This is a genomic window from Paenibacillus cymbidii, from assembly GCF_004764705.1.
GTDB classification, from domain to species: domain Bacteria; phylum Bacillota; class Bacilli; order Paenibacillales; family NBRC-103111; genus Paenibacillus_AN; species Paenibacillus_AN cymbidii.
In genome coordinates, this window is sequence record NZ_SHLX01000011.1 from 187,593 (window position 1) to 213,840 (window position 26,248).

Below are 26,248 nucleotides of genomic sequence, written 5' to 3' on the forward strand. Positions count from 1 at the left end.
ACACATCCCTATAACCCGAACGGCGAACACGAACTCGAACACGAAAGTGAGGACGGAGAATGAGCGACGCGGTAAGCCGGAAGGCGTTGTTGGAACGATTGCAGGAAATAAAAAAAGAGCACTACGAAGCACGAAACGATGGCGACTATATTGACCGATATGCGAACACAGCAGTTTCGGACTGGTTCGGAATTGTGATCGATGAACTTGAATCAGGCGCTTTTTCTGAATCAGAGGGAGAAGCAGCAAAGCTTCGGGAACTACTCGTAAAGCTGGACACGTATGTCGATTTCTCTCAGCACCTCGATAACGGAGACTGGGGAATCGAAGACGCAAGCGGCATAAACGGAGTGTTCGACGAGATTCATGCAGCCCTATCCACATCAGAGACAGCGAAATGTACCACATGCGGCGGTGAAGGCGACATATACGCCGAACACTATGGCGAGACGAGCGGCGGCATATGCCCAGCGTGCAAGGGAACGGGACTCGAGCCGATGTACTGGCACGAATGCAGACCATGTGAAGGAACGGGGAAGATTTTCGAGGGCATTAAGGACGGGAGGGAAGAAGCAGATGCGCCTTAAATTCGAAATGTGGCCGCACATCCCGCATGGCAAGCCGCAGAACGGATACATGACTAGGTTTACGGACGGCAAAGGGAGAGATACCGAATCGTGGTGGAGCAGCCCGCCAATGTCGATCGACCACGTGGGGCCGGAGTATCTGCAACAGCGGCATCGGAATTGTCTGAACGCACGGCATGATGCCTTTATCAAGCGACGCTACAAGGAAGAGATCGTGAAATATAGGATGGAGTGATAAGCCATGAATCTCTTGGACGCATATGTGACCGAAGTGTTGGGCACCGAAGAAGCAGATTGCGGATATGGCCCAACCGTAGTTGTACATGTGAAATATGAATGCTGGGGATCGGTTTCGGAAAGGCCGCTCCTGTTTACCGGCGACGATCGACACGAAGCAGCTGCGAAGGTGCAGAAAGGCTATCACTTTTTGACGTAGGAGGAGTAGGACATGGAACAACCAATCAAATCTATCAATCAATTCGTTGATGAAGCGCATAAAAATGCGGTCGATAAAGGCTGGCATGATGAGCCGCGGTCGTTCGGTGACGTGATCGCACTGATCCATTCAGAGGCATCTGAGGCATTGGAGGATTACCGTAACGGTCATGCGTTTACCGAAGTCTGGTACGAGCGTAATGGCGCGGTTTATGTCGCAAGCCAGCAACCGGAACCGGATATGAAACCCTGCGGCATCCCGTCTGAGTTGGCCGACATCGTTATCCGCGTGTTCGACGCTTGCGGCAAGTATGGCGTCGACCTGGATACGGCGATCCACGAGAAGATGGCGTACAACGCAACGCGGCCGCACAGGCACGGTGGAAAGCAACTTTAAACGAAAAAAGCCCCGGTTCGTCCGGGGAACCTCCCCAAGCGAGGTGAATGTGATGAGCAAAGCAATTGAAATAGATGCAGACGGTTTTTTGTACATGGAAGACCTGAAGCGATCCTACCGCGGCACGCTGCGAATGCTGCAGGATAAGCGCCGTAAGCTGCTGGTTGAGCTACAGCAACGAACGACGGCCCCGGTTGATAAACTTGGTGCGAAACCTTATCGTGCCGAGCTTAGACGGTTGAAAGCGGACAACGCGGAATTGTTCGACGCTATCGCGGATGTCGAATGGTACATCAGCAACGTTAACTACGCGATAGAGTGGATGCATACGGGGCGCCAGCCGGGGAACAAACGTGGAGTCGAGCGGCGGGCAGCTTATCAGCGAAATAAGCTTGTCGATCCGCTGGTCTTGCAGGCATTCAGCAACCAGTACAATTCGCGCAGCTCGTCGACGCTGGACCCGGATAAAGCATTCCAGCTTGAACAAGCGCTGCAGATGCTTTCGCCGCAGGAGCGTGACGTCTACACGATGGCGCACGGTCATGGGGTCAAGCAAGAGGATATAGCAAGCATGATGGGCATATCGCGTAACTCGGTCAAGACGATGATCGACAGGGCGCATAAGAAAGTGAGCGCGGAGATCGAGCAAAATGTGTTTCTGCAAATATGACCGCAGCAGGGGTAAACATGGAATTGCCCCTGCTCATAGTATGGTAAAGGGTGATGTCATGGGGAAAAAGACGAAACCGTATAGAATAGAATTTGTCCAAGTTGGCGATCGATCTGACGAAGTTGTCAAATCTTTTGTCGAAAAAGAAATTAAAAAAGTTCTAGCTAAAAACGGACTGGTATCATACAATCTGAATGAGGTTTTGGACAAATACATTTCGGGGGAAATGCGTAGTGAGTATAAAAGAAGACAGGGGATATGTCAGGGTATCAACAATGAAGGATTCCCAGAAGGACAGTCCGGAGCATCAAGAGGCGTTCATACGTGAGACGGCGGCGCGTGAGGGGGTTGAAATTAGCCATTTCTACGAGGACAGGGATACAGCAACGAGCATCGTATCCAGAGAAGACGTACAGAAAATGATATCGGATGCGAAGAGAGGCGAAATCAGATCTATTTGGTTCGCTTCTCTTTCCCGTTTTTGCCGAGACGCAATTGACGCGATATCACTAAAGCGCATTCTGGTCAATGCGCTCAAGATCAGAATGGTGTCAATAGAGGATGGATACGATTCGGGTGTCAAAGACGACGAGTTGCTGTTCGGCATTAAATCATTCGTCAACCAGAATACGAGCGGTGACATAGGCGTTTCTTCCCGACGTGGCATAAAGGCTTCCGCTGAGAGTGGTAACTTCATTGGATCCATTCCGCCTTATGGTTACAAGAAGGCAACCATCGCTGACGTGAAAATGAAAAGCGGCAAGAGAAAAACATTGGAAGTCATCCCAGAACAAGCAGCGATCGTTCGTACAATATTTGAAATGTACATTGGTGGAGACGGAGAAAAAGCAATCGTAAACTTTTTGAACGGTGAAGACGGTGAGCGAGAAGCGATCCCCTCGTACAAAGGCGGCGTATGGGGTATAACGAGCGTCCAGCGGATCCTCCAGAATGAGAATTATACAGGATACAACACATTCGGCAGACATACATCAGAGGTCACGTACAACGATCTTAGCGATTTAATGAACAGGGGAAAGAAGCTTGTGCAGAAACCTAAGTCGGATTGGAATAAATCAAAATATCAGACGCACGAAGCTATCGTCTCGAAAGAAGACTTCGATAAAGCCCAAGAAATCAGATTGCTTCGCGGCGGCGGCGAACGCGGCGGAAGGCGAGCTTTTGTAAATGTATTCGCCAAATTCATCTTCTGCGCTGAATGTGGTTCTGCAATGGTGTCCATGTCGTCAAAAGTGAGGGGTCAGGAATATCGATATTTAATGTGCTCCAAAAGGCGAAGGACCGGTGCTGCTGGATGCAATAACGGTAACTGGATACCTTATTACGACATGCGGGACGAGCTTATTGGTGGCATACTTAAACGGGTAGAGGACGCTATGGTTGCGATGACTGCATGGGGATCGAGTGAGGTGGGCGCGGAGCTACCGCAAATGGATGTCGAAAAGGAGATAAAGAAATTAGAAAAGAGGATCGAGGACAACCGAAAATTGCTTTTCGAAATTCGACGGCAACACATGCTTGGGGAGATGGACGTTGGACAATACGAGTTCGAGAAGACCCAGTACGAGAAAGAGATTTCAGAAGTCGATAAAAAGCTGAAGTTGGCCATTGCCCAACAAAAGGCGAGGGTCGATGTTGAAAAGACAATGCGCAATGTAAAGAAGGCGCACAGCGAACTGACCAAACTAAAAAAGTACGACGATGTAGAGAAAACGCGGGCGCTGCTGATTCAAATGGTTGACAGAATCGAGGTCAGCAGAGATGGGAGCATTCGAGTCGAAACACCATTGAAAAATTATGTGCTTGAAAACACATAACAAACGTCATGCAAAAATTGAACGTTAAAGGTCGTTCACAAGCCGTTGTCGAGCTGATCAAGCTTGGGGAATTAAAGATCTGACGATTGGCCGCGCTCCAACTGGTGCGCAACAATCACGTTTGCTCAGTAACCTTCTGTGTCTCGCCGGGCATCGCAGCCGGACGGGGAAAGGAAGGTTCTTTGAGTTTTGCGGGGGATCGACAGCACAATCGGAGCTTTTTTGGAAAAAACTATGATTCGACAGGACAAACTGACATTCATTGCGCGCGGAAGCCTGTATACTGAAGTCGAGAAATTGGGAAACGATGGAGGAGTGGGCGAATGAGCGAGTTGCAAATGGAAGCGGCGCTTGGCGGCATTTCGGAACGGTACCAATTGACGCAGCGGGAGAAGGAGATTTTGTCGTACTGGATGAAAGATTACGACTACATACAGATCGCCACGAGGCTTGGCATCAGTCGTCATACGGTGAAGGTGCACATTTCGCGCATTAATTTGAAGCTGCAGGTCAATTCGAAGGCATCGCTTATCTTGAAAATTGTCGGCGCCTAGGGCGTGTCTGAGAACTCCGAGGGAAGCAGATTGGGCTGAATTTTCGTTCCATGCAAGGAAGTTTTGCGCAGGCTTACCGGGGGTAAGTCAAGCAAAACTGACGCCGCAGGGGGCGAAAAGGCGGTGCAAGATGCCACTGAGCGGGTTTTCAGACACGCCCTAGTCCATCGGGATTACTCCCCTCGCTGTAAAGCAGGGGCGTAATTTCATTCCCGGAGGCGATATGGTTAAATAGACCTATCGATACAAAATGTATACAGAAAACGAAGGAGCGTTTGAACGATGAGGGCAAGGCGGAGAAGCGGCGCGAGCCGCCGCACCAAAGTGGTTCTGCTCGGGACCGTGCTCACGGCAGCCGCTTGCGCAGGCTTGTACGCAGAGAAGCCGTGGAACAACGGCTGGAGCTCGCTGACGGAGCGCTGGAACGAGCTGACGATCGCCGTGGCGGCGGCTGCCGAGCCAAGCGCAAGTCCGAATTCGAGCCCAAGTCCGAGTCCGGCGAAGAACGGGTCTTTTTTTTCGTCTAACGTGATACAAAACGTATCCAATGAGAGGCCAGCGGCAGCAGCCGCGCAGGTTAGCTGGGTGCAGGCTGTGCAGGTCAAAGGAGCGTTCAAGCTTGAGGCAAGAGGAAAAGTTTTGGCGGACAAGCTGAATCAGGTCGAATGGAAGGCGGCCAAACGGTTCGCGCTGCTCGAGTGGATGAAATCGCTGCAGCTGCAGCCCGCCGACCAACCGGACGCGGACACGCTTTCCTATCTGGCATCGCTGCTGTACGAAGCCGCCGTCAGGCTGAACTTGCAGATCGGAGATCGCAGCTTGCACCTGCAGCTGCCGGCCTATGTGTCTCCGGGCTTTGACGTCTACGCCGCGACGGGGGCAAGCGAGCTGTCGCTCTATAATCCGCGCGAGTTCGGTCTGAAGCTGCAGTTGACGACAGATAACGACGTGCCGGTGCTGACGGTGCTGGCGCCGGAGCAAGCGTCCTGGAAACCCGCGGCAGTTATTGTCAAACAAACGACGTACGCGGCGGAGCAGGCCGATGTGGTCGACCGGACGCTGCCGGACGGCGGAGCCGCACCGCGCAGCGACGGGCGGGACGGGCTGCTGGTCGAAGTGATCGCAGATGGCAAACCGGTGTCGCGCGACTTTTATTTGCCGGTGCCGGCGATTGTCGGGCACGGCCAGTCGCCGGAGAAGCAGCCGACAAAATGATGCGGCGGCGATTGCCGGTCCGCATGGGGAGGAATGGCGATGAAAAGCGGCGAGTTGTTCATGCAGAGCGGAACGGTTTCGCAGCGGCAGCTGGAAGAAGCGATCGGCCGGCAGCGGCTGAACAAGAAGCGGCTCGGCGAAACGCTGCTCGAAATGGGCGTCATCACGGAGCGGCAGCTCATCGATATGCTGGAATCGCAGCTTGGGCTTCCTTCGGTTCGTTTGTACGACTATCCGATCGACCGCAGGGCGGCGACGGCGATAACGGAAGCTTGCGCCCGCAAGCATACGGTCATTCCGATCGAGCGCAGCGGCAACCGGCTGAAGCTGGCGATGGCCGATCCGCTCAATTACGAAGCGATCGAAGAGGTGCGCCGCCTGACCGGCGCAACGGTGCAGCCGGTCATCGCGGCGAGAAGCGAAATCGAAGACGCGATCCGCAGCCACTATCGGCTCGAGCAGTCTACCGGCGAATGGCTGGAGGAAATCGCGCCGGCCGCCAAGGAGCAGGTGGCAGAAGAAACGGCAGACGAAGCGACGGGGCCGGTCGTGCGCCTGGTGCAGCAGATGATCCAGTCCGCCGTGCTGCAGAAGGCGAGCGACATCCACATCGATCCGCAGGAGAAGCAGGTGGCCGTGCGCTACCGGATCGACGGGATGCTGCAGACGGAGAAGCTGCTGCCGAAATCGATGCAGGGCATGCTGACGGCACGGCTGAAAATTATGGCCCGGCTGAACATCGCCGAACGGCGCCTGCCGCAGGACGGGCGCATCCATATGCAGCTCGATCGGCGCATGATCGACATTCGTGTGTCCACGCTGCCTACCGTGAACGGGGAAAGCGTGGTGCTGCGGATTTTGGACCAGTCGGCCGGCATCAAAAAGATCGGCGAGCTGCAGTTCAGCGAAACGAACGAAAAGCTGTTCGCCCGTGCGATCCGCAAGCCGTATGGCTTGATTCTGATCAGCGGCCCGACGGGCAGCGGCAAAACGTCGACCTTGTACTCGGCGCTCGGCGAGCTCAACCGGTCCGACGTCAAAATCGTGACGGTCGAAGATCCGGTCGAATACAACCTGGAAGGCGTCTCCCAGGTGCACGTCAATACGCAAATCGGGCTGACGTTTACTGTCGGTTTGCGCTCGATCCTGCGGCAGGACCCGAATATCGTCATGGTTGGCGAAGTGCGCGACACCGAAACGGCGGAAATCGTCGTACGCGCCTCGCTCACCGGGCATCTGGTGCTCAGCACGATTCACACGAACAACGCGCTCAGCGCCGTTCACCGGCTGGTGGACATGGACGTCGATCGTTATCTGATCGCGCCGTCTCTGGCCTGCGTCGTCGGGCAGCGGCTGGTGCGCAAGGTGTGTGCGGCGTGCGCCCGGCCGGTGCCGGCAAGGGAGGACGAGCTGCGGTTGTTCGAAGCAAACGGCCTTCGCGGCAACCCGGACGAAGCGCTGCACGTGCTGAAAGGACGCGGCTGCGGCGCCTGCGGGCAATCGGGCTACAGCGGGCGGCTGGCGATTCAGGAAGTGCTGGCGATCGACGATACGCTCCGCCGTTTTATCATCCAGCGTCGGCCGGTGGAAGAGATGGAGCAGCATTTGCGGGAAACCGGCTTCGTCACGATGATGGCGGACGGGCTGCGCAAGGCGCGCGAAGGGCAGACGACGGTGGAGGAAGTGCTGAAGGCGATCGCCGACGAATAGGAGAGTCTAACTGAAAGGAGGGGCAGAGGTGCCCAGCTATCAATTTGTGGCCGTCAGCGAATCGGGCAAACGCGTTCGCGGCGTGCAGCAATCGACCAACAAGCAGGCGGCGATTCTCGATTTGCGCGGCAGAGGTTATGCCGTCCGCAGCATCGAGGAGAAGGCGGCGTCGATCTGGAACGCCGATCTGGCGATCGGCCGTGTCGTGAAGCTGCAGGATTTTGTCGTGTTCTGCCGGCAGTTTGCGACGCTGGTGCGGGCCGGCATCCAGATCGACCGCGCGCTTGCGGTGCTGGTCGAGCAGACGAAGTCGAAGCCGCTGCGCAAGTCGCTTGCCGACGCGTGCGACCAGGTGCGCTCGGGCTTCCCGCTATCGAAGGCGATGGGCGATCACCCGCGTATTTTTCCGGAAATGTTCGTGAATATGATCGCTTCCGGCGAAACCGGCGGTCATCTCGACGACGTGCTGGAGCGGATGGCCGACACCTATGAGAAGGAAAACAACACGGTGCAAAAAGTGAAGTCGGCGCTCACCTACCCGATCATTCTGATTTTTATTTCGATTGCGGTGGTGATTTTTTTGCTGATCAAGATTGTGCCGACGTTCGTGAGTTTGTTCGAAGAACAGGGGGAGCGGCTGCCGCTCATTACCCGCTTCATTATGGGAGCAAGCGATGTGGTGATTGCGAGCTGGTGGGCATTGCTGATGCTTGTTGTGATTGCGGTCGTTGCGATCAAGCTGGCGCTGAGCAATGAAAAGGGGAAGTACGCCTTCGATTTGCTCAAATTCAAGCTGCCGCTGTTCGGCGACGTGTTCCGCAAGGCGGCGATCGCCCGCATGGCGCGCACGATGGCTTCGCTTTATGTCAGCGGCGTGGCTGTGCTGCAGTCGCTCGACATTACCGGCCGCGTCGTCGGCAACCGTGTGCTCGCCCGGGTGCTGGAGCAGTCGCGGCACAGCCTGCAGCAGGGCAAGCTGCTGTCCGAGCCGCTCGCGGCCAGCAAGCAGTTCCCGGCGATGGCGATCCAGATGATCATCGTCGGCGAAGAGACCGGCCAGCTCGATGCGATGCTGACCAAGGTGGCGGAGTTTTACGAGGAGGATGTGGGCCACAGCGTGGACCGGCTGAAAGCGTTCGTCGAGCCGCTCATGCTGCTGTTCGTATCGGGCATCGTCGGCGTCATCGTCGCGGCGGTTATGACCCCGATTTTCACGATGTACCAAAACTTTCTCAAGTAAACAATTTTGGCCCGTCCGTGCCTTGGAAGGAGGTGAAACCGAAACGAAATGAACGGAACGAAGCAAAAAAGGGAGAAAACAAGCGAATTAACAAGCGAAATAGCAAGCGAATTAACAAGTGAATTAACAAACTACGAGCAAGACACACATACGAAAACGAAAACCGCGTATAGCGGACAAACAAACCAACCATTCGGAGGGAAAACGATGCTGGAATTGATGAAAAAAAGAAAGTCTGTGCTGGGGAACGAAAATGGGTTGACGCTAGTGGAGCTGCTTGCGGTAATTGTGATTTTGGCGATTATCGCCGCGATTGCGATTCCGTCGATTGGCGGCGTGATCAATGGGACAAAGACGAAAGCACACAATTCAAACGCTGTCATGATTATTGATGCTGCAAGATATTTGACGATCAATGCCAAAGTCGTACCTGAGAAAGCGACATTAAGCGATTTAGTGACAGGAGGGTACTTAAACAGTATTCCGCAAGATCCAGCGAACAAACAATCCACTTATGAAGGGACCAATTCATTCGTAACGATTACGAATGACGCAATGAAGGGCTATTCCTTTTCCATTACGCTAGTAAGCAGCGGTGAGACCCCTCATACCTACTACAACAATATATCAGAAGATTTGATCAAAAAAGGCGAAGACGCAAAATAACGGCTTTCTCTCCACGGACACTGCACCCCCGTGCAGTGTCCCACCCAACCCAAAGGAGGTGCCCATTATGTTCGGCCTTTCCGGCAAAGAAAGCTACGGCTTGCAGATCCTTGACCGGCAAATTCGCATTGTCAAGCTCGGTCTGTCGGGCCGCGCGCTCAAGATGAAGCAAAACCACGCCGAACCGGTCCCGGCCGGGGCGATTCAAAGCGGACGCATCGTCGACGAAGAGGCGGCGGCGCAAGCGATCGGCCGTGCGGTCGAAACGCTCGGCATCGCCGGAGCGGGCGTGCACCTGTCTGTGCCGACGTCGAGCACGCTGCTGCGCAAGTCGGTGTTCCCGGTGCTGAAGGACAAGGAACTGCGCAACATGATCGACGTCGAGCTGAACAGCAGCGAACAAATGCCTTTCAAGGATCCGGTATTCGATTTTTTCCGGCTGGGCATCGTGAAGGCCGAACCGGCCGATGTCAAAGCGAAGGACGGCAAAACAAAAAACCGTCCGATGGAAGAAGTGCTCGTGTTCGCCAGTTCGGCGGCCGTTGTGGAGAGCTACGTCGGCGTCGTGCAAGCGGCCGGTCTCAAGCCGCTTTCCGTGGAGCTCGCTTCGCTCGCCTCGCTGCGGCTGCTGCTGCAATATTCGGGCATCGTCAACAAACAACTGCCGGACCGGTTCCTTGTCATCAATGCCGATGCGGCGCATTTGGAATTCAGTATTTTTTCCGGAGGCGTACCGGTGTTTCTGCACGACGTGCCCGACGCGGGCGGCGCGGAATCGTACGAGGAAAGCGCGGTAACGGAGCTGAACCGGATTATGTACTATTTTACCTATTCGATCTCGCCCAATCAGGAGCCGGTACAGGAAATTTACTGGCTGGGCGACAACGAGGAATCGCAGCAGCTGACGCGCCGGATCAAGTCGGTATACGACGGGCCGATCCGCACGATCCCGCTCGAAGGCTGGTTCAAGGAAGACAACGTTTCGCTACAATCTTTTGCCGTGCCGATCGGCTTGGCATTGAAAGGTGCATGAACGATGAAACCTGCCTACTCAACCGGTTTGGTGCCGATTGACATCAACTTGCTGCCGCAGCGGACGAACCGCGTGCATGTGCCGCTGGTGCCGGCGGCGATGATTGTGCTGGCGGCGTGCGCGTCCGTGGCGTTCGGCTGGTTGTGGTCCCACGAGCAGCAGCGCCAGGCGGAGGCGAAAGAGCGGCTGGCCGAAATGACACGCTCGGTTGCCGCGCTGCAAACAAACGCAACAAAGCCGGGCGCGACCGGCAAATGGACGGAACAACTGGCGCTGCCCGCCGCGCTCCGGCAAGCGAAGCCCGTCGTCAGCGAACTGTTCGACAAGCTGAACCAACTGCTGCCGCTGTACGCCAACGTCACCCAGCTCGATATGAACAACCAGGGCGCGCTCAATACGACCGTTCAATTTGCCCGCTCCGAAGATATCGTCAGCTTCTCGCGGGCGCTGCAAGCGTCGAATCGGTTCCAACTGGCCAAGATGGGTGCGATCAACAACTTGGCAAACGCCGCTTCGGTCAAATCGCAGCCAGCCGCAGCGCCGACATTGCCCGTGTATCAAGTGACGTTCGAAATGAAAATCGTGCCCGCGGGCACCAAAGGGTGAGCGTAATGGAGGGAGTCGCCGGCAAAAAAATGCCGATTTACGGCGCGGTGTTGTTCGTGCTGCTGCTAGCTGCGCTGTACGTTTATTTCATTCAGCCGCTTAACGCCAGGGCGAACGAACTGGAACGGCAGCTTGCCGCCAAGAAGCAAGAGTTTGCGGCCTATCAGGCCAAATCGAATCCGCTCGCGCAACGATCCGACGCGGATGTCGTCAAGCTGGAAGCGATGCGAAAAGAAGTGCCGGAGCAAGCGTATACGGAAGCGATTTTGCGCGATTTGCGGCGGCTTGAAGTCGTCAGCGGCGTGCAGATGAAGATGTACGATATCGTACCGGGCACGGCGGCCGTACAAGGCGGAGCCATGCCGATCAAGATCAACACCAGCTTCACGGGCAATTACGCGCAAATATCGTCGCTTGTCAAAGAAATGGAATCGCTCGACCGGCTCATGCAAGTGGACAGCATGTCGCTTCGCCTGACCCAGGGACCGCTTGTCCAAATCAACTCGCCCGGCGAACCGATTACGAGCAATATGACGTTTATCGCTTATTATTCGCCGGCGTTGCGAGATTTGATCGCCATTTCGAACACTGTCGAATATGAAAATCCGAGCGGACGCACGAATCCGTTCCATTGATAAATCGCAATCGATTATGTGGAGGAGGAGACTGAATGTTGTCGAAACCGGCAGCCGTCCAGGAGGCAAACGTGCATGACTTGCTGCGTACGGCCTTTGCGGCGGGAGCTTCCGATTTGCACATCAATGTCGGCACCGAGCCGCTGATGCGCGTGCACGGGAAGCTGATCAAGGCGCACGATCGCGTGCTCGGCGAGGCTAGAACGGAGGCGATGGCGCGCTCGATTTTGACCGATTGCCAGTGGCAGAAGCTGACCGATGACGGCGAAGTCGACTTGTCGTTTGCGATTGACGGCCTTTGCCGTTTCCGGGTCAACGCATTCCGCCAGCGGCGGGTAATCAACATGGCGTTCCGGCTGCTGATGACGAGCGTGCCGACGATCCGTCAATTGAAACTGCCGGATATCGCGTTCGATTTTGCCGCCAAGCAGCGCGGGCTCGTGCTGGTGACCGGGCCGACGGGCAGCGGCAAGTCGACGACGCTCGCCGCCATCATCAACGAAATCAACGAAAAGATGAGCAAGCATATCATCACGCTCGAGGATCCGATCGAGTACGTTCACGCCAGCAAACAATGCCTCGTCGTCCAGCGGGAAATCGGCATCGACACGCATACGTTTCCGAGCGGACTGCGGGCGGCGCTGCGGCAGGATCCGGACGTGATTCTGGTCGGCGAGCTGCGCGATCTCGAGACGATTCGCACCGCCATTACCGCCGCCGAAACCGGCCATCTCGTGCTCGGCACGCTGCATACGCCGGACGCGCCGCAAACGATCGACCGGATCATAGACGTGTTCCCGACCGACCAGCAGCGTCAAATTCGCGTGCAGCTCGCTTCGGTGCTGATCGGCGTATTGTCGCAGCGGCTCATTCCGCGGCTGGACGGCACGGGGCGCGTGATGTCGCTGGAGGTGCTGATCAACAACGCCGCCGTCGCCAACCTGATTCGCCAGGAGAAAATTTACCAGATCAAGTCCGTCATCCAAACAAACCGGCAGCTCGGCATGCAGGCCATGAGCGCCAGCATCAAGCATTGGATCGCTTCCGGCACGATTCATAAGGATGCGCTGAAAGAATACGAGCTGTCCGTCGGGGAGGAAATGTCATGACGATGCGCTCACTGGTCATTCGCCTTGTTGCTTCGATGCTGATCGCCGGCGCGGCCGTTGTGCCGGTGCAAGTCGCGGCTGGCGGGCAATCGTTTGCTTCCGCCCTGCAGCTGGCGGCAGATCAAAGGGAAGCCGCATACCGCGGCATGACGTTCCAGCCGGCCGACTGGCAAGTCGGCACTGTCGTCAGCCGGACGCCGCTCGGCGTCGTAACGGCAGCCTATGGCAATCTTGGGGCCGACAGCTACTACCAGCTGCAAATCTGGCAAGGCGTGTCGTCCCGAGTGGTCAACGATTTGCTGACGCGTTGGGATATTTTGCGGATTGATACCGCCGGCAACGTGACAGACGCGTGGATCGGGTACGATCGGGCGATTCCGAACTATTTTCAGCAGCCGTCGCAACTGGTTTACCGCACGGCGGATGATGCCGAGCGTTATCCTTGGGCGGACATACCGACCGATAAAGAGGCAAAAGCCGCCAAAATCCAGCCGGTGCCAAACGACGGCATGTTCGACGCGTACGGCATTATGCCGCAGGACGGCAGCGTGGAGCTATCGTCGCAGCAGCGCAAGATCGCGCCTCTGCTCGCGCTGCCGGCGCAGCTTCCGGCGACGGCGCCCGAGCGGTCGGCGGTCGCGTCCGCGCCCGAGCCGGCAGCCGATACGGGACCGGTGCCGGCCGACATTGCCGATCATTGGGCGAAGGACGTCATCGTCGACCTGATGAAGCGGGGCATCGTCCGAGGCTACGACGACGGCACGATTCGCCCCGATCGCCAGCTGTCCCGCGCCGAATTTACGGCGATGCTGGTTCGTTCGCTGCAGCTTGCGCCGATCGGCGACGGCGGTGCGGATGACTTGGGCGATATCGCCGGGCATTGGGCGGCGCCGGAAATTTCACTTGCCGCGGAAGCGCGGCTTGTCCAGGCGGACATGCTGCCATTCCAGCCGGATGTGCCGATTACGCGGACGGAAATGGCCCGCATCGCCGGGCGCGCGTTGCACGGGATCGGCTACCGGGTTAGTAGGGACAAGACGGCCGCTCCCGTAACGCTGAGCGACTTGTCCGGCGTTTCGGTTGACGATGCGGCGTCCATCGCCGATCTTGCGGCCGCCGGCATCGTCGGCGGCTATCCGGACGGCACGTTTCGACCGGACGGCACGCTCACTCGGGCGGAAGCTTGCAAAGTTATTTCGATCTTGCTGCAGAAGCAAGGATCGTAATCGAATCGGGAGGGATATCGGATGAAAAAACTTGTCGTCCTGCTGTTCGCCGCGATGATGGCGCTGCCGGCTCTTGTCGCGCAAGGGGCGGGGAGTACGCCGGTGCCGACTTGTTTGACCGTGACGGGAACGGCGGCGGCTTCGCCGACAACGGTCGACGTTGAAGAGCCGATCGCGTTGACGTATACGCTGACCCCGGGCGGCAGCTATACGCAGGTCGTGACCCGAAGCGCCGCCAACCTCGTGATGGTGCTGGACGAATCGGGCAGCATGAACTTCACCGACGACAGCGGCCGGAATCCGCCGACGCGGATGAGCATCCTGAAGACGTCGGCCAAGTCGCTGATCGATCAGCTGAAAACCGTCAATTTGCACGATAAAGCAGGGCTCGTCAAATTCGATACGACCGCCTCCAAACTGCAGGATCTGATTGATGCGACAACGACGAGCGGCGCCAATACGTTGAAAACGAAAATCGACAGCCTGAACCCAGATGGCGGCACGAACATCGAGCATGGGCTGCGTTTGGCGAACACCATGCTGACTGGTATGAGCAATCCGTATGTGATTCTCGTAACGGACGGGTACGCCACTCACTATACGAACGGCAGCGGCAGCGGCGTCGAGAGCACCAGCAAAGCCAAAAGCCTGGCGCTGACGGCGGCGGATCAGCTTGCAGCGGCAAAGGTGCCGGTGTATACGGTAGCCCTCGGCAAAGCGGGAAGCAAAGATGTCGACCATACGCTGCTCACCAACATCGCCGCCAAAACCGGCGGCAAAAAATACGACGCCAGCAACACAACCGAACTGACGCAAGTGTTTACGAAGATACAGCAGGAAATCGCCAAACAAAGCACGATCAAAACAATTGCCATCCGTCAGCCTTTGCCCGCGGGCTTTACGCTTGCCGATGACGCTTATCCAGGCGCCTACATCGAAGAAGATAGCAATACGCTGGTCATTCCGGTGGATGACATTTCTTATCCGTATACGATCGCTAACAAAGTCGTCAAAGTCAACATCATGAAAACGGGCGAGGGCGGTACGTTCAAGCTGAACAACGCGGAGCTCAGCTACAAAAACGCTTGCGGTTCGATCGCCAGCACATCAATCTCGCTGAACGCGAACGTCACCGTGTACGACAAAATATCCGTCACCGACAAATATGGCAACTTATACGAAGGCAACCGGTTCGGCGACGTGACGCGTTATCGCGACGGAGATAAGGAGCAGCCGCAATGGAAAGTGCCGGGACCGTTTTCGGGTTACCGCGTGACAGGTATCACGCTGACGGATGCCGATCATACGCAGCTGAAGGTTGATTGGAGGAACAGTTCGAATTCCGGCAAGTCCGGTAATTGGGACTTGAGGCCAACGACGCCGCCCATGTCGAAGTACGTCATACGGGATGCCGGCGGCGACAGCATCACGTCGGAGACGAGTTGGAAGCGAGGACCCGCGACGATTCAATTGTCCGGCTCCACCTTCACGAAGCTTCCGGATACCGGCAGCATCAACCTGCTGAACGACGATTTTGGCAGCAAGTATGCTTTTTACCAGTTCCGGATCGCTTCGATTCCGCAGTACAAGGACTGGACCACCATCGACGCCAACACGAAAATCGACGCCTCCGGCACGCTGAAAGTGGAGGTGCGCGCCGGCACTGAGGCGATTTCCGGAGAGCAGGAAACGAAAGATGTGTTCTACAGCGGCATTCTGAGCAAAACGATTAAATTGGATTCGGCTCCTCCGGAAAAGCCGGTCGTATCGGCGAAGTTTACTCCAACCTACAAGGTGCAGGAGCTGACGGTAACGAATGTGACGGATAAAGGAATCGGTGTAAAGTCCGCCGGTGTCTATAAAAACGGCGACCTGTTCAAAGCGTTGCCTACCGATAACGATCCGAACAAGTCGACGACCTTTACAGCCAACAAAGAAACGGACAAGATTACCATCGTCGTAACGGACAAGTTCGACAATCTGCTGCGGACCGAGCCTTTTGACAAGTGGGAGAATGATCTAACCGGACCGGACATTTCGACACCGACGGAGCAAGCGGTAGATGGAGATGTTACCGATCGTTTGATTTCCTTCTCGATCAAAGAGCTGGACAGCTATTTGCGGATCGATTCGGAAGCGCCGCCGGTTGTCAAGATTGACGGATACATCGTTAGTCCGGCAAAAAAAACGAATAATCAGTACGATTATTCGTTCCGGCTCAAGACCTATTTCCAAGATCGTTTAACGCGAACCGACGCACATACGATTACGGTCAAAGCGCAAAATGTGGATGGAGCTTCCGGCGAATTGAAGCCTCCGTACAGCATCGTCATCGACGACACACCGCCGGAATATCCTCAAGCGAAAGCAGCGTACACGGAGAAATACCATCTGTATCGGTATACCGTTACCAACATTAAAGACGCATTGACCAGCACGAATAAACCGGGCTTGGGCATCGAATCGGCGCAAGTATTCAAGCGGGACAGCAAGGAAGGATCTTACTACTACGTTGCCGATTTACCGATCGACAACGATCCGAAGCATCCGGCGACGTTCCTTGCGAGCAGATCCGATATTGACAATGGCGTTCAAATTACCGTCACGGATAAGGCCGGACGGCAAACCCTATATCACGTCGAGGATTTGCCTACTGATGAAACGCCGCCTAGTATTACCTATTCGGGACCTAGCGGCAGCGCGAATAATGGGAAAACGCCGGTCGGGCCGTATATATTTACGATTCATGAGGACAAGAGTCCGATCCATCTCGAATCGCTGTCCGCCCGGCTGGACGGCAAGTATGAAATTCCGGCAGCGTCATACCAGGTCAGCGAAGATGGCAGGACGGTGGCCTATACGATCGACCTTCAACAGTTTATAAAAGCTCCGGACGAATTATACGCCTGGCACCAATTCGTTGTTCGGGCGAGCAATGATGCTGACAACGAGACTGCAAGCGAACAATATTTCAGCGTTCATCCCGGCATTGAAGCATCGATGTCCTATGAAGGGGATTTCAACAGCAGCGCGTCGGATAAACCGGTGTTGATCTCGCTCAAGAATTTCGCAGAAACGTTGGTGAAAGGCGCTACGTTCACCAAGCTGGACGATAGCCCGCTAACGCTTGAACCGGTGAAGGTGTCGGCGCTTCGATACGCCATATCGGATACGAACGAGGAACCGGCGGAGAACGCTTTCCGTACGCTTGGCGCAACGCAATTTAAAGTCAGTAAAGCCGCCAACAATTGGGTATTCGTACGGCTGATCGACAACAATTATGAATACGACGCAGGGAGCGGAAAAACGCTGAAACCGAATCAGTTGTTGATCAATGCGTTTATCAAAATCGATTACGATCAAAACCGCTCCTAGCGACTGGAGGTGTTATCGTGCGAAGCTTGCAAAGGTGGCGCCGGCGAATGGCGGATGAACGGGGCATTTCGCTGATCGAAATATTGGGTGCCGTCACGATCCTGTCCATCACCAGCGTCACCTTGATGGGCTACTTTATCTCCGGAATGGAAAAGTCGGCGGACGCGAGCAGACGCAACATTGCGGCCAATCTCGCCCGCCTGAAAGCGGCGGAAATTCGCGACTTGGCACGTTCGTCATCGAATCTAAACTTGTTCGCTGTTGCATTCGCTGACGGCGAATCGTATCGGAGCGGTGATTCGCTGCCGATTCCTTACGATTTTTTGCAGGAGGCAAAAATCAATGGAACGACGTACCGCTACATGTTCACGCGTCATAGTTTGGAAAGCCGGATGAATAAGCTGGACCCGTTTGCGGATACTCGGTATGCCATCGATCAGTACCTGGAGCCGTTCACCATTGCCGTAACCTGGGACGAAAAGGTGGACAATCCGAGGTCGGCAAAAATGACGTCGCTCGACTCTTATCTCATCAATCGGGAGGGAGTACAATGACGCGCAAGCGGCTCTTTATCCGGCGCCTTCTGCGCGATAACGAAGAGGGCATGACGTTGATCGAAATTATGACGGCTTTAGCTATTTTGTCAATGGTGACGACGATCCTCTTCTCGTTTCTGCTGATGGGCGTTTCCATGTTCAAACGCATTTCCGCCGAAAGCCAAATTCGCAACCAGGGCGATGCGCTTGCCAGCCGTATTATTGGCGAACTTAAGGACGCCGTATATGTTGTGAAAACCGCTGATGATCGCACGACGCAGATCGAGTATGCCAAACGCGAGAGTGGCGGTGCCAATCCTTACGTAGCGCGGTTCGTCATGAAAATTGTCGATGACGGCGTCGAAGTGACGGAACGAAGCCCAACGCCGTCGTCACCGAAAAAAATAACGATGGCCAGCGCCTACAAGCTGGATCGTTTCAGTTCTACGATTAGCGCCCGGGATGACACCCAGACCATCAAACTGAATCTGGTGTACGGCACTGTTGTGCCCCAATCGTCGAGCTTGCCCGGCGGAGAGCAAACGTATCAAATCACGACCAAAATTCCGTTGGTCCGTTCGGAAGGAGCGGTGAAGTAACGATGTGTCAAATGCCGGATCGTCACGGTCGGAAGCAGACGGCGGCCGCTCTCCTGAAATCGGAACGGGGCGCAGCCTTGTTGCTGGCGATGTTGGTTGTCATCGTGTTGACGATGTTGGGGCTGCTGCTGCTGGACATTCTGCGCAATTCTTTCGGCCAGGTGGCGGCTTCGGAAGCGAACGTGCAGGCGGAAGCGTTAGCGCAAAAAGGGCTGGATGAAGCCGTTTCGTTCATTCGCCAAGCGGCGAACGACGGCAACAACCAAGCGGATGACAGGAGCCGTTCGCTGAAATTTCACCAAGCATTGTTCGTTGGCAGCAAGCTGAAGGACAGGCTCAACGATCTGAACGCAAGGTCGTTGGAGGCGCAATCCTCCGGGCAAACCCGTGGGTATTATACGGTCAGTTTGCTGGCATCTTCCGGCGATAATCAAGAGGAGAGGTTGAAGATGCCGCTGATGACGCCGGACTATCCTTATGTAGCCAAATTTGCTATACAGTCCGAAGGCATAAGCGGAAACGGCCCGAACAGCAAAGTAACAAAGACGATGGATGTTTATGTCAGCACGATCAATCGCGTGTTTCGATATCCGGTGTCTACTACGGGCGACTTGACGTTGAACGGGTTTCCGGCTATCGTGGGCGACGTGTTATCGCAAGGCAAGCTGGTCTACTCCAATGAAGCCAAATTCAAGGGAGTACCAGGCTCGGACTATGGCTTGAAGACCGACTTCCCGTCGATAAAAGGCTTTATCAACGCAAATGGTTATTTGCAGCGAGGCGACCCGTCAAATGTGCCGGCTTCCTGGCAGCTGGATTTTTTTTCAAGAGCAGGCATACCTTTCGAAGACAAGACGATGGAGCCAGGCACGCCGATTTTTGACCAAAATCGAACGATAGCCGAGTATGTTTATGGAGAAATCAGCCATTCATCTTCTATCGATTTCAGCGACTACAACGCGGCCCCTGACTTGACCGGCTATTCATTCGGGTCGAAAGGAACGAACACGATCACAGGCGGTCGCAAAATTACCGGCCAGTGGGTTACGGTAAGCGGTGAACTGCCGCTTGACGGCAGCATGGCGATCGACGGCGGCGTCGTATCGCTTCAAGCCGGCACTTCCCTTACCATGACCAACGGATCGCTTTACGTCACGTTCGATGATCGCAATCTGGTAGCGGCTGATCTGAGCGGTTCGATTACCCTGAAAACGACGCCTTCCGCCGACGCGCCGACGGCCCAGGGCGTGTATATCAACGGCAATACCGCCTTGAATGATGGGTTCAAAATGACCGGCAACCTGTACGTCAAGGGAGATTTGAAAATCTCCGGCAGCATCAATATCGATGGTGCGATTTATGTGGACGGTACTGTCGAGTTGCGCGATATGAAATCGATCAACGCTGACCTGTCATTGCCGTTGATCATCGTCTCTTCAGGTTCATTCGACTTTTCCGGCAGTCGGCAATCCCAAACGTTGCATGCGTTTTTGTACTCGGAATCGGCGATCAACCTATATGGGGTAACCTCGGAATTGAAGCTTACTGGCGGCATTCACGGCGAGCGTATCACGCTCAATGCGATTGGCGAGGAGAAAAACAATATTGTGGACGGCTGGAGTTTGATTAAGGATTACAATGATACCCGTCTTTTGGAAACGCAAACGTACCAGTTTACGCCGGATCTGTCTAATGCACAGAACAACCTCAAGTCCAAGCTGCAAATCGTTTATGACAACGAGCTTTACGACTACTTTTTGCGCGATGGTGTCATTGCGCATCCGATTGCCATCCCGACAACGGGGAAATTGGATGTTTACGTGAAACAAGTGACGTTCGAATAGTGGAGGGAATGCATGCTTGTACTGGAAAGCTTCACCGAGTCGCTTCGCGAAGGGGCGGCGTTCATCGCCGGGCAAGAGCGCTGGTTCGCCGCCGCCGCGATGTTCGTGGTCGGCTGTCTGCTCGGCTCGTTCTTCAATGTCGTGGGACTTCGACTGCCGGAGGGCAAATCGGCGGTTTACCCGCCGTCGACCTGCTCCAGCTGCGGGCATCGGCTGAACGCGATCGATCTGATCCCGGTGGCGGGATGGCTGATCCGCAAAGGCAAATGCTCGCATTGCGGCGACTCAATCTCGCCAATCTACATGCTCGGCGAAATCGGCACGGGCTTGTCGTTTGCGGCAGCCACGTGGTTTGTCGGTGACGTTCGCGAGCTCTGGATCGTTTATCCGTTAATCAGCGTGCTCGTCATCGTGTCTATCAGCGACTTGCGTTACCGGCTGCTGCCGAACAAAATCATTTTGCCGGCGATGATCGTCTGCCTGGCGCTTCGTTTATGGGTTCGAGAGCTGCCGTTCTGGGAATACGCGGCCGGCTTTCTGCTCGGCGGCGCGATGCTGTTCGCCGTCGCGTACGTCAGCATGCGCATAGGCAAGCCGGCCATGGGCGGCGGCGACATCAAGCTGCTGGCGTTGCTTGGGTTGGCGATCGGCGTCAAGCTGGTTATGCTGGCGTTGGCGATTTCGTCGCTGCTGGGATTCCTGTGCGGGATGGCGCTGCTTGTCACCGGCCGGATTCGCCGCAGGACGTTCATTCCGTTCGGGCCGTTTATCGCCGCAGGAGGGTTTGTTGCGCTGTTGTTCGGCAATCAGTTGATTGCCTGGTATTGGAGCCAATTCCCCGGTCTTACAGGCTGATTCGTTCGTACATCCAGAAACCGTGAAGCGACAACACGAGGACGTAGACGACGCAAGCAGCTGCCAAGCAAACAAGTACCGGGCGCGATTTGACGGGAAGTTTCGTTACCAGCAGGAGCAGAAGCAATGGCAGACACAGTTTGAGGAACAGGAACAAATAAGGGCTCGTCTCGTAAATGACGTCCATGAACGGGTTGGCTTCCGTAATGGCGCCCGACTGCAGTCCCATGTGGGTAAGCAAGGCGTCGATCGTGTTGCTGGCGATCAGAAACGTCGTCAGTCCGTTTCTCATGGCGCTACCTTCTCTCTGAAACTACTTTTTTATATCATATATTTATGCGGGCTGAATCGGAATTAAACCTGTTTCATGAGATTGCGCGGCGAAGACGTACTTTCGCCGCCTTTCCATGCCCTAATTTATGTTGATTTTTGGAATATCCTGTCGCAAAATAGGAACATCAGTTCCTATAAGTTTTCGTTCGCAGAACGCAAGCGGTATGGTAAGATGAATCTTTCCGGGAGGTGGGCGCAGTCGAGCAACTGGACGCGAAGGTTCAGCAGTTGGACGCGAAAGTAGATCAACTGGACGCGCGGGTGGTAAGGTTGGAGCAGGGCCAGCAGCGGCATGAGCAGCGATCGGGCAGATTAGAGGTCGCCCAGATGGAGATGATGCGCGATCAGGGCCAGATGCGCAAGGAAATGAACTACAACCACGATAAAATCATGCGTCGGATGGAAGATGTGCGTTTTGAATTAAAAAGTGAAATTTCCCACATCGCGGAGGAAGCCCGCCATCAGTATATTTTGGAACGCCTTCATTATTAGCCGTTACTCGCCAACCGATTTGTAACGTCCTCAACGCAACAGGCAAACTGTTTTTTCCCACGCTCACCTTGTCATCAAGCCACGTCTCCCGTAAAACTGACTGATCTTTCTCACGGATGTTTTGAAATAAGCCATGTTTTATTTGCTATTTCGTCCAAATCGGCTTGCAGCGCCAAAATAGCCAGTGAAATCGCTGGCTATTTTGATAAAATGCTCAACTTCGGGGCGATTTGATCCGAATAGCCAGTGTTTTCACTGGTTATTTTTAACGGACCGAGGAAAAACATATGAATAAGCCATTTTTTGTTGGCTATTTTCGTCAAGGACACGTGGCATCAAGCGTAAAAGCGAGGAAGAGCGCTAATCGCCCGATTATGCGGCTGGATCGAGGCGACCGGCGGCGGTACCGTCATCCTATACACGCTCGGCCATCCCGGTAATGTCGGCACCTGGCATTTTATCGCGACATCGGTTTCGTTTGCAGCCAAGTCGAACACGACTTTTTTGCGCCGAATCGGCACCGCGTTACTTTCGTCAAGCAGCTCGGCCCTTCAAACTAGCTGGCAACTACGATCGGGCATATGCTACAATGTGGGGGCGTGTCTGGAAACCCGCTCAGGTGCATCTTGCACCGCCTTTTCGCCCCCTGCTGCGTCACTTTTGCTTGACTTACCCCCGGTAAGCCTGTGCAAAACTTCCTTGCATGAAACGAAAATTCGGCACAATCTGCTGTCTTCGGGGCTTCCAGACACACCCTGCAACGGTTTTTCCCGAAAATGTTCCATACATGCAAGGAGAGTTGATGTCCCGTGACGACGGCTTGGTTCGAAGAGAGCTTCGGCGAAGATTATTTGATCGTGTACAAGCATCGCGACATATCGGGTGCGCAGGCCGAAGTGCGCAACATGATCCGCTGGCTCGAATTGCCGCCGGGCGCGGCCGTATTCGATTTATGCTGCGGCATGGGGCGGCATGCGCTTGCGCTGGCCGAAGCCGGATACCGGGTTACCGGCGCCGACTTGTCCGACGTGCTGCTGCGGGAAGCGCGGCGCCTTGACGTCGAACAGCGCGTGACCTGGTTGAAAAGCGATATGCGCGAGCTGCCGCCGATCGGACCGTTCGACGCGGTTGTGAACCTGTTCACCTCTTTCGGCTATTTCGATGCGGAAGACGACCACATTCGCGTGCTTCGCGGCATGGCCCGCTTGCTCGCGGACGACGGGAAGTTCATCATCGATTACTTGAACCCCGGGGCGGTTATCCGCGGGCTGGTGCCGCGATCGCAGCGGCAGGACGGCCCGTTGACAATTATCGAAACGCGCGCAATTGAAGACGGTTTCGTACGAAAACGTATTGTCGTGAGCGAGCCGGGACGCGAGGATCGGCACTACAAGGAGCAGGTCCGGTTGTTCGGACTGGAACAGTTCCGCAGCATGGCGGCAGCCGGAGGGCTGACCATCGAGCAGGTGTACGGGGGTTACGACGGCAGCGCATACGATCCGGAACATTCCGGCCGGCTCATCATGGTCGGCAAGAAGAAAGGGTCGGTGCAAGGTGGCGAGCGATAATTCGGTGGCAAGCGCCGTTTCCCGCGTGACGCCGGACATTTTACAGGTGAAGGTGCCGTTGCCGTTCCCGCTGCGCTGGGTGAACAGCTATCTGGTCCGCGGAAGCGGCGGCTACACGCTGATCGATCCGGGGCTTCATACGGAAGAAGCGGTTCGTGTATGGGAGCTGGCGCTGGCGCATGCGAACATCGCTTATGCCGAAATTGCCCAAATCGTCCTCACTCATCACCATCCCGATCATTACGGGCTGACAGGGCTGTTCCAACAGCGAACCGGAGCGCCGGTACGATTGTCGCGTGTCGGCCTCGAGCAGGCGCAACGACTATGGGGACCGGGACAGCCATTGACAGATGCAATCGTCCGCCTGTTCATTCGCCATGGCATCGCCGACGAGCCTCTTCGGCAGTTGAAGCCGCATTTGGACAGCTTTGTGCCGCTGGTTTCGCCGCAACCCGAAATTCAGCCGATCGAAGCGGGAGAAACGCTGCGCATCGGCGATCGTTCGTGCGTCGCAATCGAAACGGCGGGCCACGCGGCGGGACACATGTGCTTGTATGACGAAGCCGCGCAGCTGATGTTTTGCGGCGACCACGTGCTGCCGCAAATTTCTCCAAACGTCAGCTACATTCCGGGCGTGGACGACAATCCGCTGGCTTCGTTCCTGTCCAGCCTGGCGGACATCGCGGCTTATCCGGTACAACTGGCGCTGCCCGGGCACCGCGAGCCGTTTCGCGCGTTCGCCGAACGGGCACGCGAGTTGATCCGGCATCACGACGAGCGGCTGGAGCGGATGCGGGTGGCGCTTTTGACGCCGATGACATGTTACGAGCTGTGTATCGCGATCTTCAGTGCCAAGCTGCCGATTCACCAGCTTCGATTTGCCTTGTCGGAAACGATAGCTCATGTATTTTATTTGCTGCAGTCCGGTCAAGTGACGGAGGAAGAAGGCGACGGGAAGCTGATCTACCGCAGCAGTGTCATGTCCGGCTTCTGATCGCTACGAATGCCGGCTGTGGGCGATCCGGCTGCTGGCCGCCGCCGCAATCGCCCCCACAATGTCGTCGAGGAACGTATGAATCTGCGGCCCGCCTTTGCGGTTGAGCCGTTCCAGCACGCCGGGCTTCATTTTGTCAATGTAGCCGTAGTTCGTCAAACCGATGCTGCCGTACACGTTGACGATCGACAACGCCAATATTTCGTCGCAGCCGTACAAGCCTTCGTCGCTTTCGATCATTTCGCGCAGCGGCGACTGCAGCTTGCCTTCCTCCGCCAGTTGGTCCAACTGAATGCCGGTGAAGATGGCGTTCTGCACCTCGCGTTTGTCCAGCACCTTCTCCACACTCTCCAAACACTCTTCCATCGTCAAATCCGGAAAATAGTTCCCCTGCAGGTACATCACCAGTTCGCTGATTTCCTCCATCGTTACCCCGCGACCCCGCAGCCATTCCCGCGCGGCGGCAGTCGTTTGATCGTTTTTGACCCAGCTTCGATCCATTCCGCTTTTCCTCCTTCAGCTTCCAATTCATGCCCGCTAGCCCGTTTGTACGGGGACAATCTGTTAAGGTGGACAAATCGCCGGTATAAAATGCAAAGGGGCTCGTATACATAGTACTACCATTGTCCATATGGAGGGATATGCGATGAACAACAAAGCCCGCACCGCATTGCTGGCTGTCGTGTTGACGGCGGCGCTCGCCGTTTCCGGCTGTTCGGTGTTCCAGGCGAAAGAAAGCAGCAAAGCGATCGATCCGCCGCCGGTAGATGTCGATACGATCGCGGACGGTTTGCTGACGCAGCCGTCGGCCAAACCGACACTGGCTCAGCCCGGGGCACAGACGGTAGGGGCGCAAGTAACGCTGTACTTTAAAGATGCAAACGGCTATGTCGCGCCCGTTTCGCTTGTCGTGCCGAGCACCGAAGGCATCGCACAGCGGGCGCTCGAGTACATGGTCGAAGACGGCCCGTCCAAGTCGATGCTTCCCAAAGGATTTACCGCGTTGCTGCCCAAAGGAACGAAAGTGAACGGCATTGACATCAAAGGGGACCAGAAGCTCGCCATTGTCGATTTTTCGAAGCAGTTCGCCGATTACAATCCGCAGGACGAACGCAAAATACTGGAAGCCGTCACCTGGACGTTAACCGGATTTCCGACGATCGACAACGTACAGATCAAGCTTGAAGGCAAGCCGCTGGACGAAATGCCGGTGGACGGCACGCCGATAGACGGCTCCCTGAGCCGGGCCATGGGCATCAACCTGGAGTTGTCCACTGGCGTGGAAATCAGCCAATCGACGCCGGTCACCGTCTACTACTCGGGAAAGAACGACGCGCAATATTCGTATCTCGTTCCGGTCACGCGCATGGTCAAACGTACCGATAACATCGCCGCTTCGGTTGTCGACCAATTGATCCGCGGCCCGCTGCCGGGCAAGGGGCTTGCGCCCGTCCTGTCAACCGACGTCAGCTTGCTCGGCATCAGCCAGACGGAAGGCGAAGGGCTGATGACGGTCAACTTCTCCGACAAGCTGCTCGGCGCCGACAAGAAGGCGTCGCCAAACGCGCTGCAAGCGGTCGTCATGTCGCTGACGGAAAATACGGGCGCCGCCAAGGTGCAGATTATGGTCGGCAACGACGTGAAAGTAACCGCCGACGGCTCGACCAATTACAGCCAGCCGGTCGCGCGCCCGTCCCATATCAATCCGTTCAAATCGTAGACGGCGAAAGC

27 protein-coding genes and 1 pseudogene are annotated in these 26,248 nt (G+C 55.7%); 26 read left to right on the forward strand and 2 right to left on the reverse strand.

Going from position 1 to position 26,248, the window contains the following annotated elements:
• The first annotated feature begins 59 nt into the window (after window positions 1-59).
• The 22 genes and pseudogenes from EXY20_RS17120 (at window position 60) to EXY20_RS17220 (ending at window position 21,130) form a co-directional block, all read left to right on the forward strand.
• Window positions 60-587, forward strand: a complete 528-nt coding sequence (locus EXY20_RS17120; protein ID WP_135553307.1) for a hypothetical protein — start codon at window positions 60-62, stop codon at window positions 585-587.
• Window positions 577-822, forward strand: a complete 246-nt coding sequence (locus EXY20_RS17125) for a hypothetical protein (protein WP_135553308.1) — start codon at window positions 577-579, stop codon at window positions 820-822. Before EXY20_RS17120 ends, EXY20_RS17125 begins: the two co-directional genes overlap by 11 nt.
• A 6-nt stretch (window positions 823-828) precedes the next feature.
• A complete protein-coding gene (locus EXY20_RS17130) occupies window positions 829-1,023 on the forward strand; it encodes a hypothetical protein (protein WP_135553309.1) in 195 nt (64 codons plus the stop codon).
• 12 nt (window positions 1,024-1,035) lie between these two features.
• Entirely contained in the window at window positions 1,036-1,419 is a 384-nt protein-coding gene (locus EXY20_RS17135) for a nucleoside triphosphate pyrophosphohydrolase family protein (protein WP_235886062.1), read from the forward strand.
• Window positions 1,334-2,089, forward strand: coding sequence for a sigma factor-like helix-turn-helix DNA-binding protein (locus EXY20_RS17140; RefSeq protein WP_135553310.1), 756 nt, complete (start codon window positions 1,334-1,336; stop codon window positions 2,087-2,089). The genes EXY20_RS17135 and EXY20_RS17140 overlap by 86 nt, the downstream gene beginning before the upstream one ends.
• A 194-nt stretch (window positions 2,090-2,283) precedes the next feature.
• Window positions 2,284-3,927: a recombinase family protein gene (locus EXY20_RS17145; RefSeq protein WP_135553311.1), complete on the forward strand. Its 1,644-nt coding sequence runs from the start codon at window positions 2,284-2,286 to the stop codon at window positions 3,925-3,927.
• Window positions 3,921-4,010, forward strand: a pseudogene (locus EXY20_RS17150) (helix-turn-helix domain-containing protein); the annotation flags it as partial. The gene EXY20_RS17145 and the pseudogene EXY20_RS17150, both read left to right, overlap by 7 nt.
• Before the next feature lie 240 nt (window positions 4,011-4,250).
• Window positions 4,251-4,481 carry a helix-turn-helix transcriptional regulator gene (locus EXY20_RS17155; RefSeq protein WP_135553312.1) on the forward strand — a complete coding sequence of 77 codons (231 nt, stop codon included), beginning with the start codon at window positions 4,251-4,253 and terminating at the stop codon, window positions 4,479-4,481.
• Window positions 4,482-4,763: 282 nt separating this feature from the next.
• The gene (locus EXY20_RS17160; RefSeq protein ID WP_135553313.1) at window positions 4,764-5,696 is read left to right on the forward strand and encodes a VanW family protein; all 933 of its coding nucleotides are present in this window, start codon (window positions 4,764-4,766) and stop codon (window positions 5,694-5,696) included.
• A gap of 39 nt (window positions 5,697-5,735) precedes the next feature.
• Window positions 5,736-7,406, forward strand: a complete 1,671-nt coding sequence (locus EXY20_RS17165) for a GspE/PulE family protein (RefSeq protein ID WP_328592549.1) — start codon at window positions 5,736-5,738, stop codon at window positions 7,404-7,406.
• A 28-nt stretch (window positions 7,407-7,434) separates the two neighbouring features.
• Window positions 7,435-8,646, forward strand: a complete 1,212-nt coding sequence (locus tag EXY20_RS17170) for a type II secretion system F family protein (protein ID WP_135553315.1) — start codon at window positions 7,435-7,437, stop codon at window positions 8,644-8,646.
• A gap of 48 nt (window positions 8,647-8,694) precedes the next feature.
• Complete coding sequence (locus EXY20_RS17175) at window positions 8,695-9,312, forward strand: prepilin-type N-terminal cleavage/methylation domain-containing protein (RefSeq protein ID WP_235886064.1); 618 nt, start codon at window positions 8,695-8,697, stop codon at window positions 9,310-9,312.
• A 67-nt stretch (window positions 9,313-9,379) separates the two neighbouring features.
• Complete coding sequence (gene pilM / locus EXY20_RS17180; protein WP_135553316.1) at window positions 9,380-10,345, forward strand: type IV pilus biogenesis protein PilM; 966 nt, start codon at window positions 9,380-9,382, stop codon at window positions 10,343-10,345.
• A 3-nt stretch (window positions 10,346-10,348) separates the two neighbouring features.
• Complete coding sequence (locus EXY20_RS39025) at window positions 10,349-10,951, forward strand: hypothetical protein (protein ID WP_167859308.1); 603 nt, start codon at window positions 10,349-10,351, stop codon at window positions 10,949-10,951.
• Between the two features lie 5 nt (window positions 10,952-10,956).
• Window positions 10,957-11,586 (forward strand): type 4a pilus biogenesis protein PilO, encoded by a 630-nt coding sequence (gene pilO, locus EXY20_RS39030; protein WP_167859309.1) that lies wholly within the window; start codon window positions 10,957-10,959, stop codon window positions 11,584-11,586.
• Window positions 11,587-11,621: 35 nt separating this feature from the next.
• The gene (locus EXY20_RS17190; protein ID WP_135553318.1) at window positions 11,622-12,695 is read left to right on the forward strand and encodes a type IV pilus twitching motility protein PilT; all 1,074 of its coding nucleotides are present in this window, start codon (window positions 11,622-11,624) and stop codon (window positions 12,693-12,695) included.
• Window positions 12,692-13,921, forward strand: a complete 1,230-nt coding sequence (locus EXY20_RS17195; protein ID WP_135553319.1) for an S-layer homology domain-containing protein — start codon at window positions 12,692-12,694, stop codon at window positions 13,919-13,921. The genes EXY20_RS17190 and EXY20_RS17195 overlap by 4 nt, the downstream gene beginning before the upstream one ends.
• A 21-nt stretch (window positions 13,922-13,942) precedes the next feature.
• Entirely contained in the window at window positions 13,943-17,296 is a 3,354-nt protein-coding gene (locus tag EXY20_RS17200) for a vWA domain-containing protein (protein WP_135553320.1), read from the forward strand.
• Between the two features lie 47 nt (window positions 17,297-17,343).
• Complete coding sequence (locus tag EXY20_RS17205) at window positions 17,344-17,850, forward strand: type IV pilus modification PilV family protein (protein ID WP_135553321.1); 507 nt, start codon at window positions 17,344-17,346, stop codon at window positions 17,848-17,850.
• Complete coding sequence (locus tag EXY20_RS17210; protein ID WP_135553322.1) at window positions 17,847-18,431, forward strand: PilW family protein; 585 nt, start codon at window positions 17,847-17,849, stop codon at window positions 18,429-18,431. Before EXY20_RS17205 ends, EXY20_RS17210 begins: the two co-directional genes overlap by 4 nt.
• Window positions 18,432-18,433: 2 nt before the next feature.
• A complete protein-coding gene (locus EXY20_RS17215) occupies window positions 18,434-20,275 on the forward strand; it encodes a hypothetical protein (RefSeq protein ID WP_135553323.1) in 1,842 nt (613 codons plus the stop codon).
• Window positions 20,276-20,287: 12 nt separating this feature from the next.
• Window positions 20,288-21,130 carry a prepilin peptidase gene (locus tag EXY20_RS17220; RefSeq protein WP_135553324.1) on the forward strand — a complete coding sequence of 281 codons (843 nt, stop codon included), beginning with the start codon at window positions 20,288-20,290 and terminating at the stop codon, window positions 21,128-21,130.
• On the opposite strand, the gene EXY20_RS17225 is transcribed toward EXY20_RS17220, so the two are convergent.
• Window positions 21,120-21,422 carry a DUF5658 family protein gene (locus tag EXY20_RS17225; RefSeq protein WP_135553325.1) on the reverse strand — a complete coding sequence of 101 codons (303 nt, stop codon included), beginning with the start codon at window positions 21,420-21,422 and terminating at the stop codon, window positions 21,120-21,122. The two genes, EXY20_RS17220 and EXY20_RS17225, sit on opposite strands and share 11 nt — an antisense overlap.
• A gap of 269 nt (window positions 21,423-21,691) precedes the next feature.
• Here EXY20_RS17225 and EXY20_RS17230 point away from each other — a divergent pair, with 269 nt between their 5' ends.
• From EXY20_RS17230 to EXY20_RS17240, 3 genes are all read left to right on the forward strand, one after another.
• Window positions 21,692-21,955: a hypothetical protein gene (locus EXY20_RS17230; protein WP_135553326.1), complete on the forward strand. Its 264-nt coding sequence runs from the start codon at window positions 21,692-21,694 to the stop codon at window positions 21,953-21,955.
• A gap of 809 nt (window positions 21,956-22,764) precedes the next feature.
• On the forward strand, window positions 22,765-23,523 hold the full coding sequence (locus EXY20_RS17235) for an SAM-dependent methyltransferase (RefSeq protein ID WP_135553327.1): 759 nt from the start codon (window positions 22,765-22,767) through the stop codon (window positions 23,521-23,523).
• On the forward strand, window positions 23,510-24,517 hold the full coding sequence (locus EXY20_RS17240) for an MBL fold metallo-hydrolase (protein WP_235886073.1): 1,008 nt from the start codon (window positions 23,510-23,512) through the stop codon (window positions 24,515-24,517). Before EXY20_RS17235 ends, EXY20_RS17240 begins: the two co-directional genes overlap by 14 nt.
• A gap of 3 nt (window positions 24,518-24,520) precedes the next feature.
• Here the strand turns inward: EXY20_RS17240 and EXY20_RS17245 are convergent, their stop codons facing one another.
• Window positions 24,521-25,018 (reverse strand): phosphatidylglycerophosphatase A family protein, encoded by a 498-nt coding sequence (locus EXY20_RS17245; RefSeq protein WP_135553328.1) that lies wholly within the window; start codon window positions 25,016-25,018, stop codon window positions 24,521-24,523.
• A 145-nt stretch (window positions 25,019-25,163) separates the two neighbouring features.
• Between EXY20_RS17245 and EXY20_RS17250 the strand changes: the two genes are divergently transcribed.
• On the forward strand, window positions 25,164-26,237 hold the full coding sequence (locus EXY20_RS17250; protein ID WP_135553329.1) for a GerMN domain-containing protein: 1,074 nt from the start codon (window positions 25,164-25,166) through the stop codon (window positions 26,235-26,237).
• Window positions 26,238-26,248 lie beyond the last annotated feature (11 nt).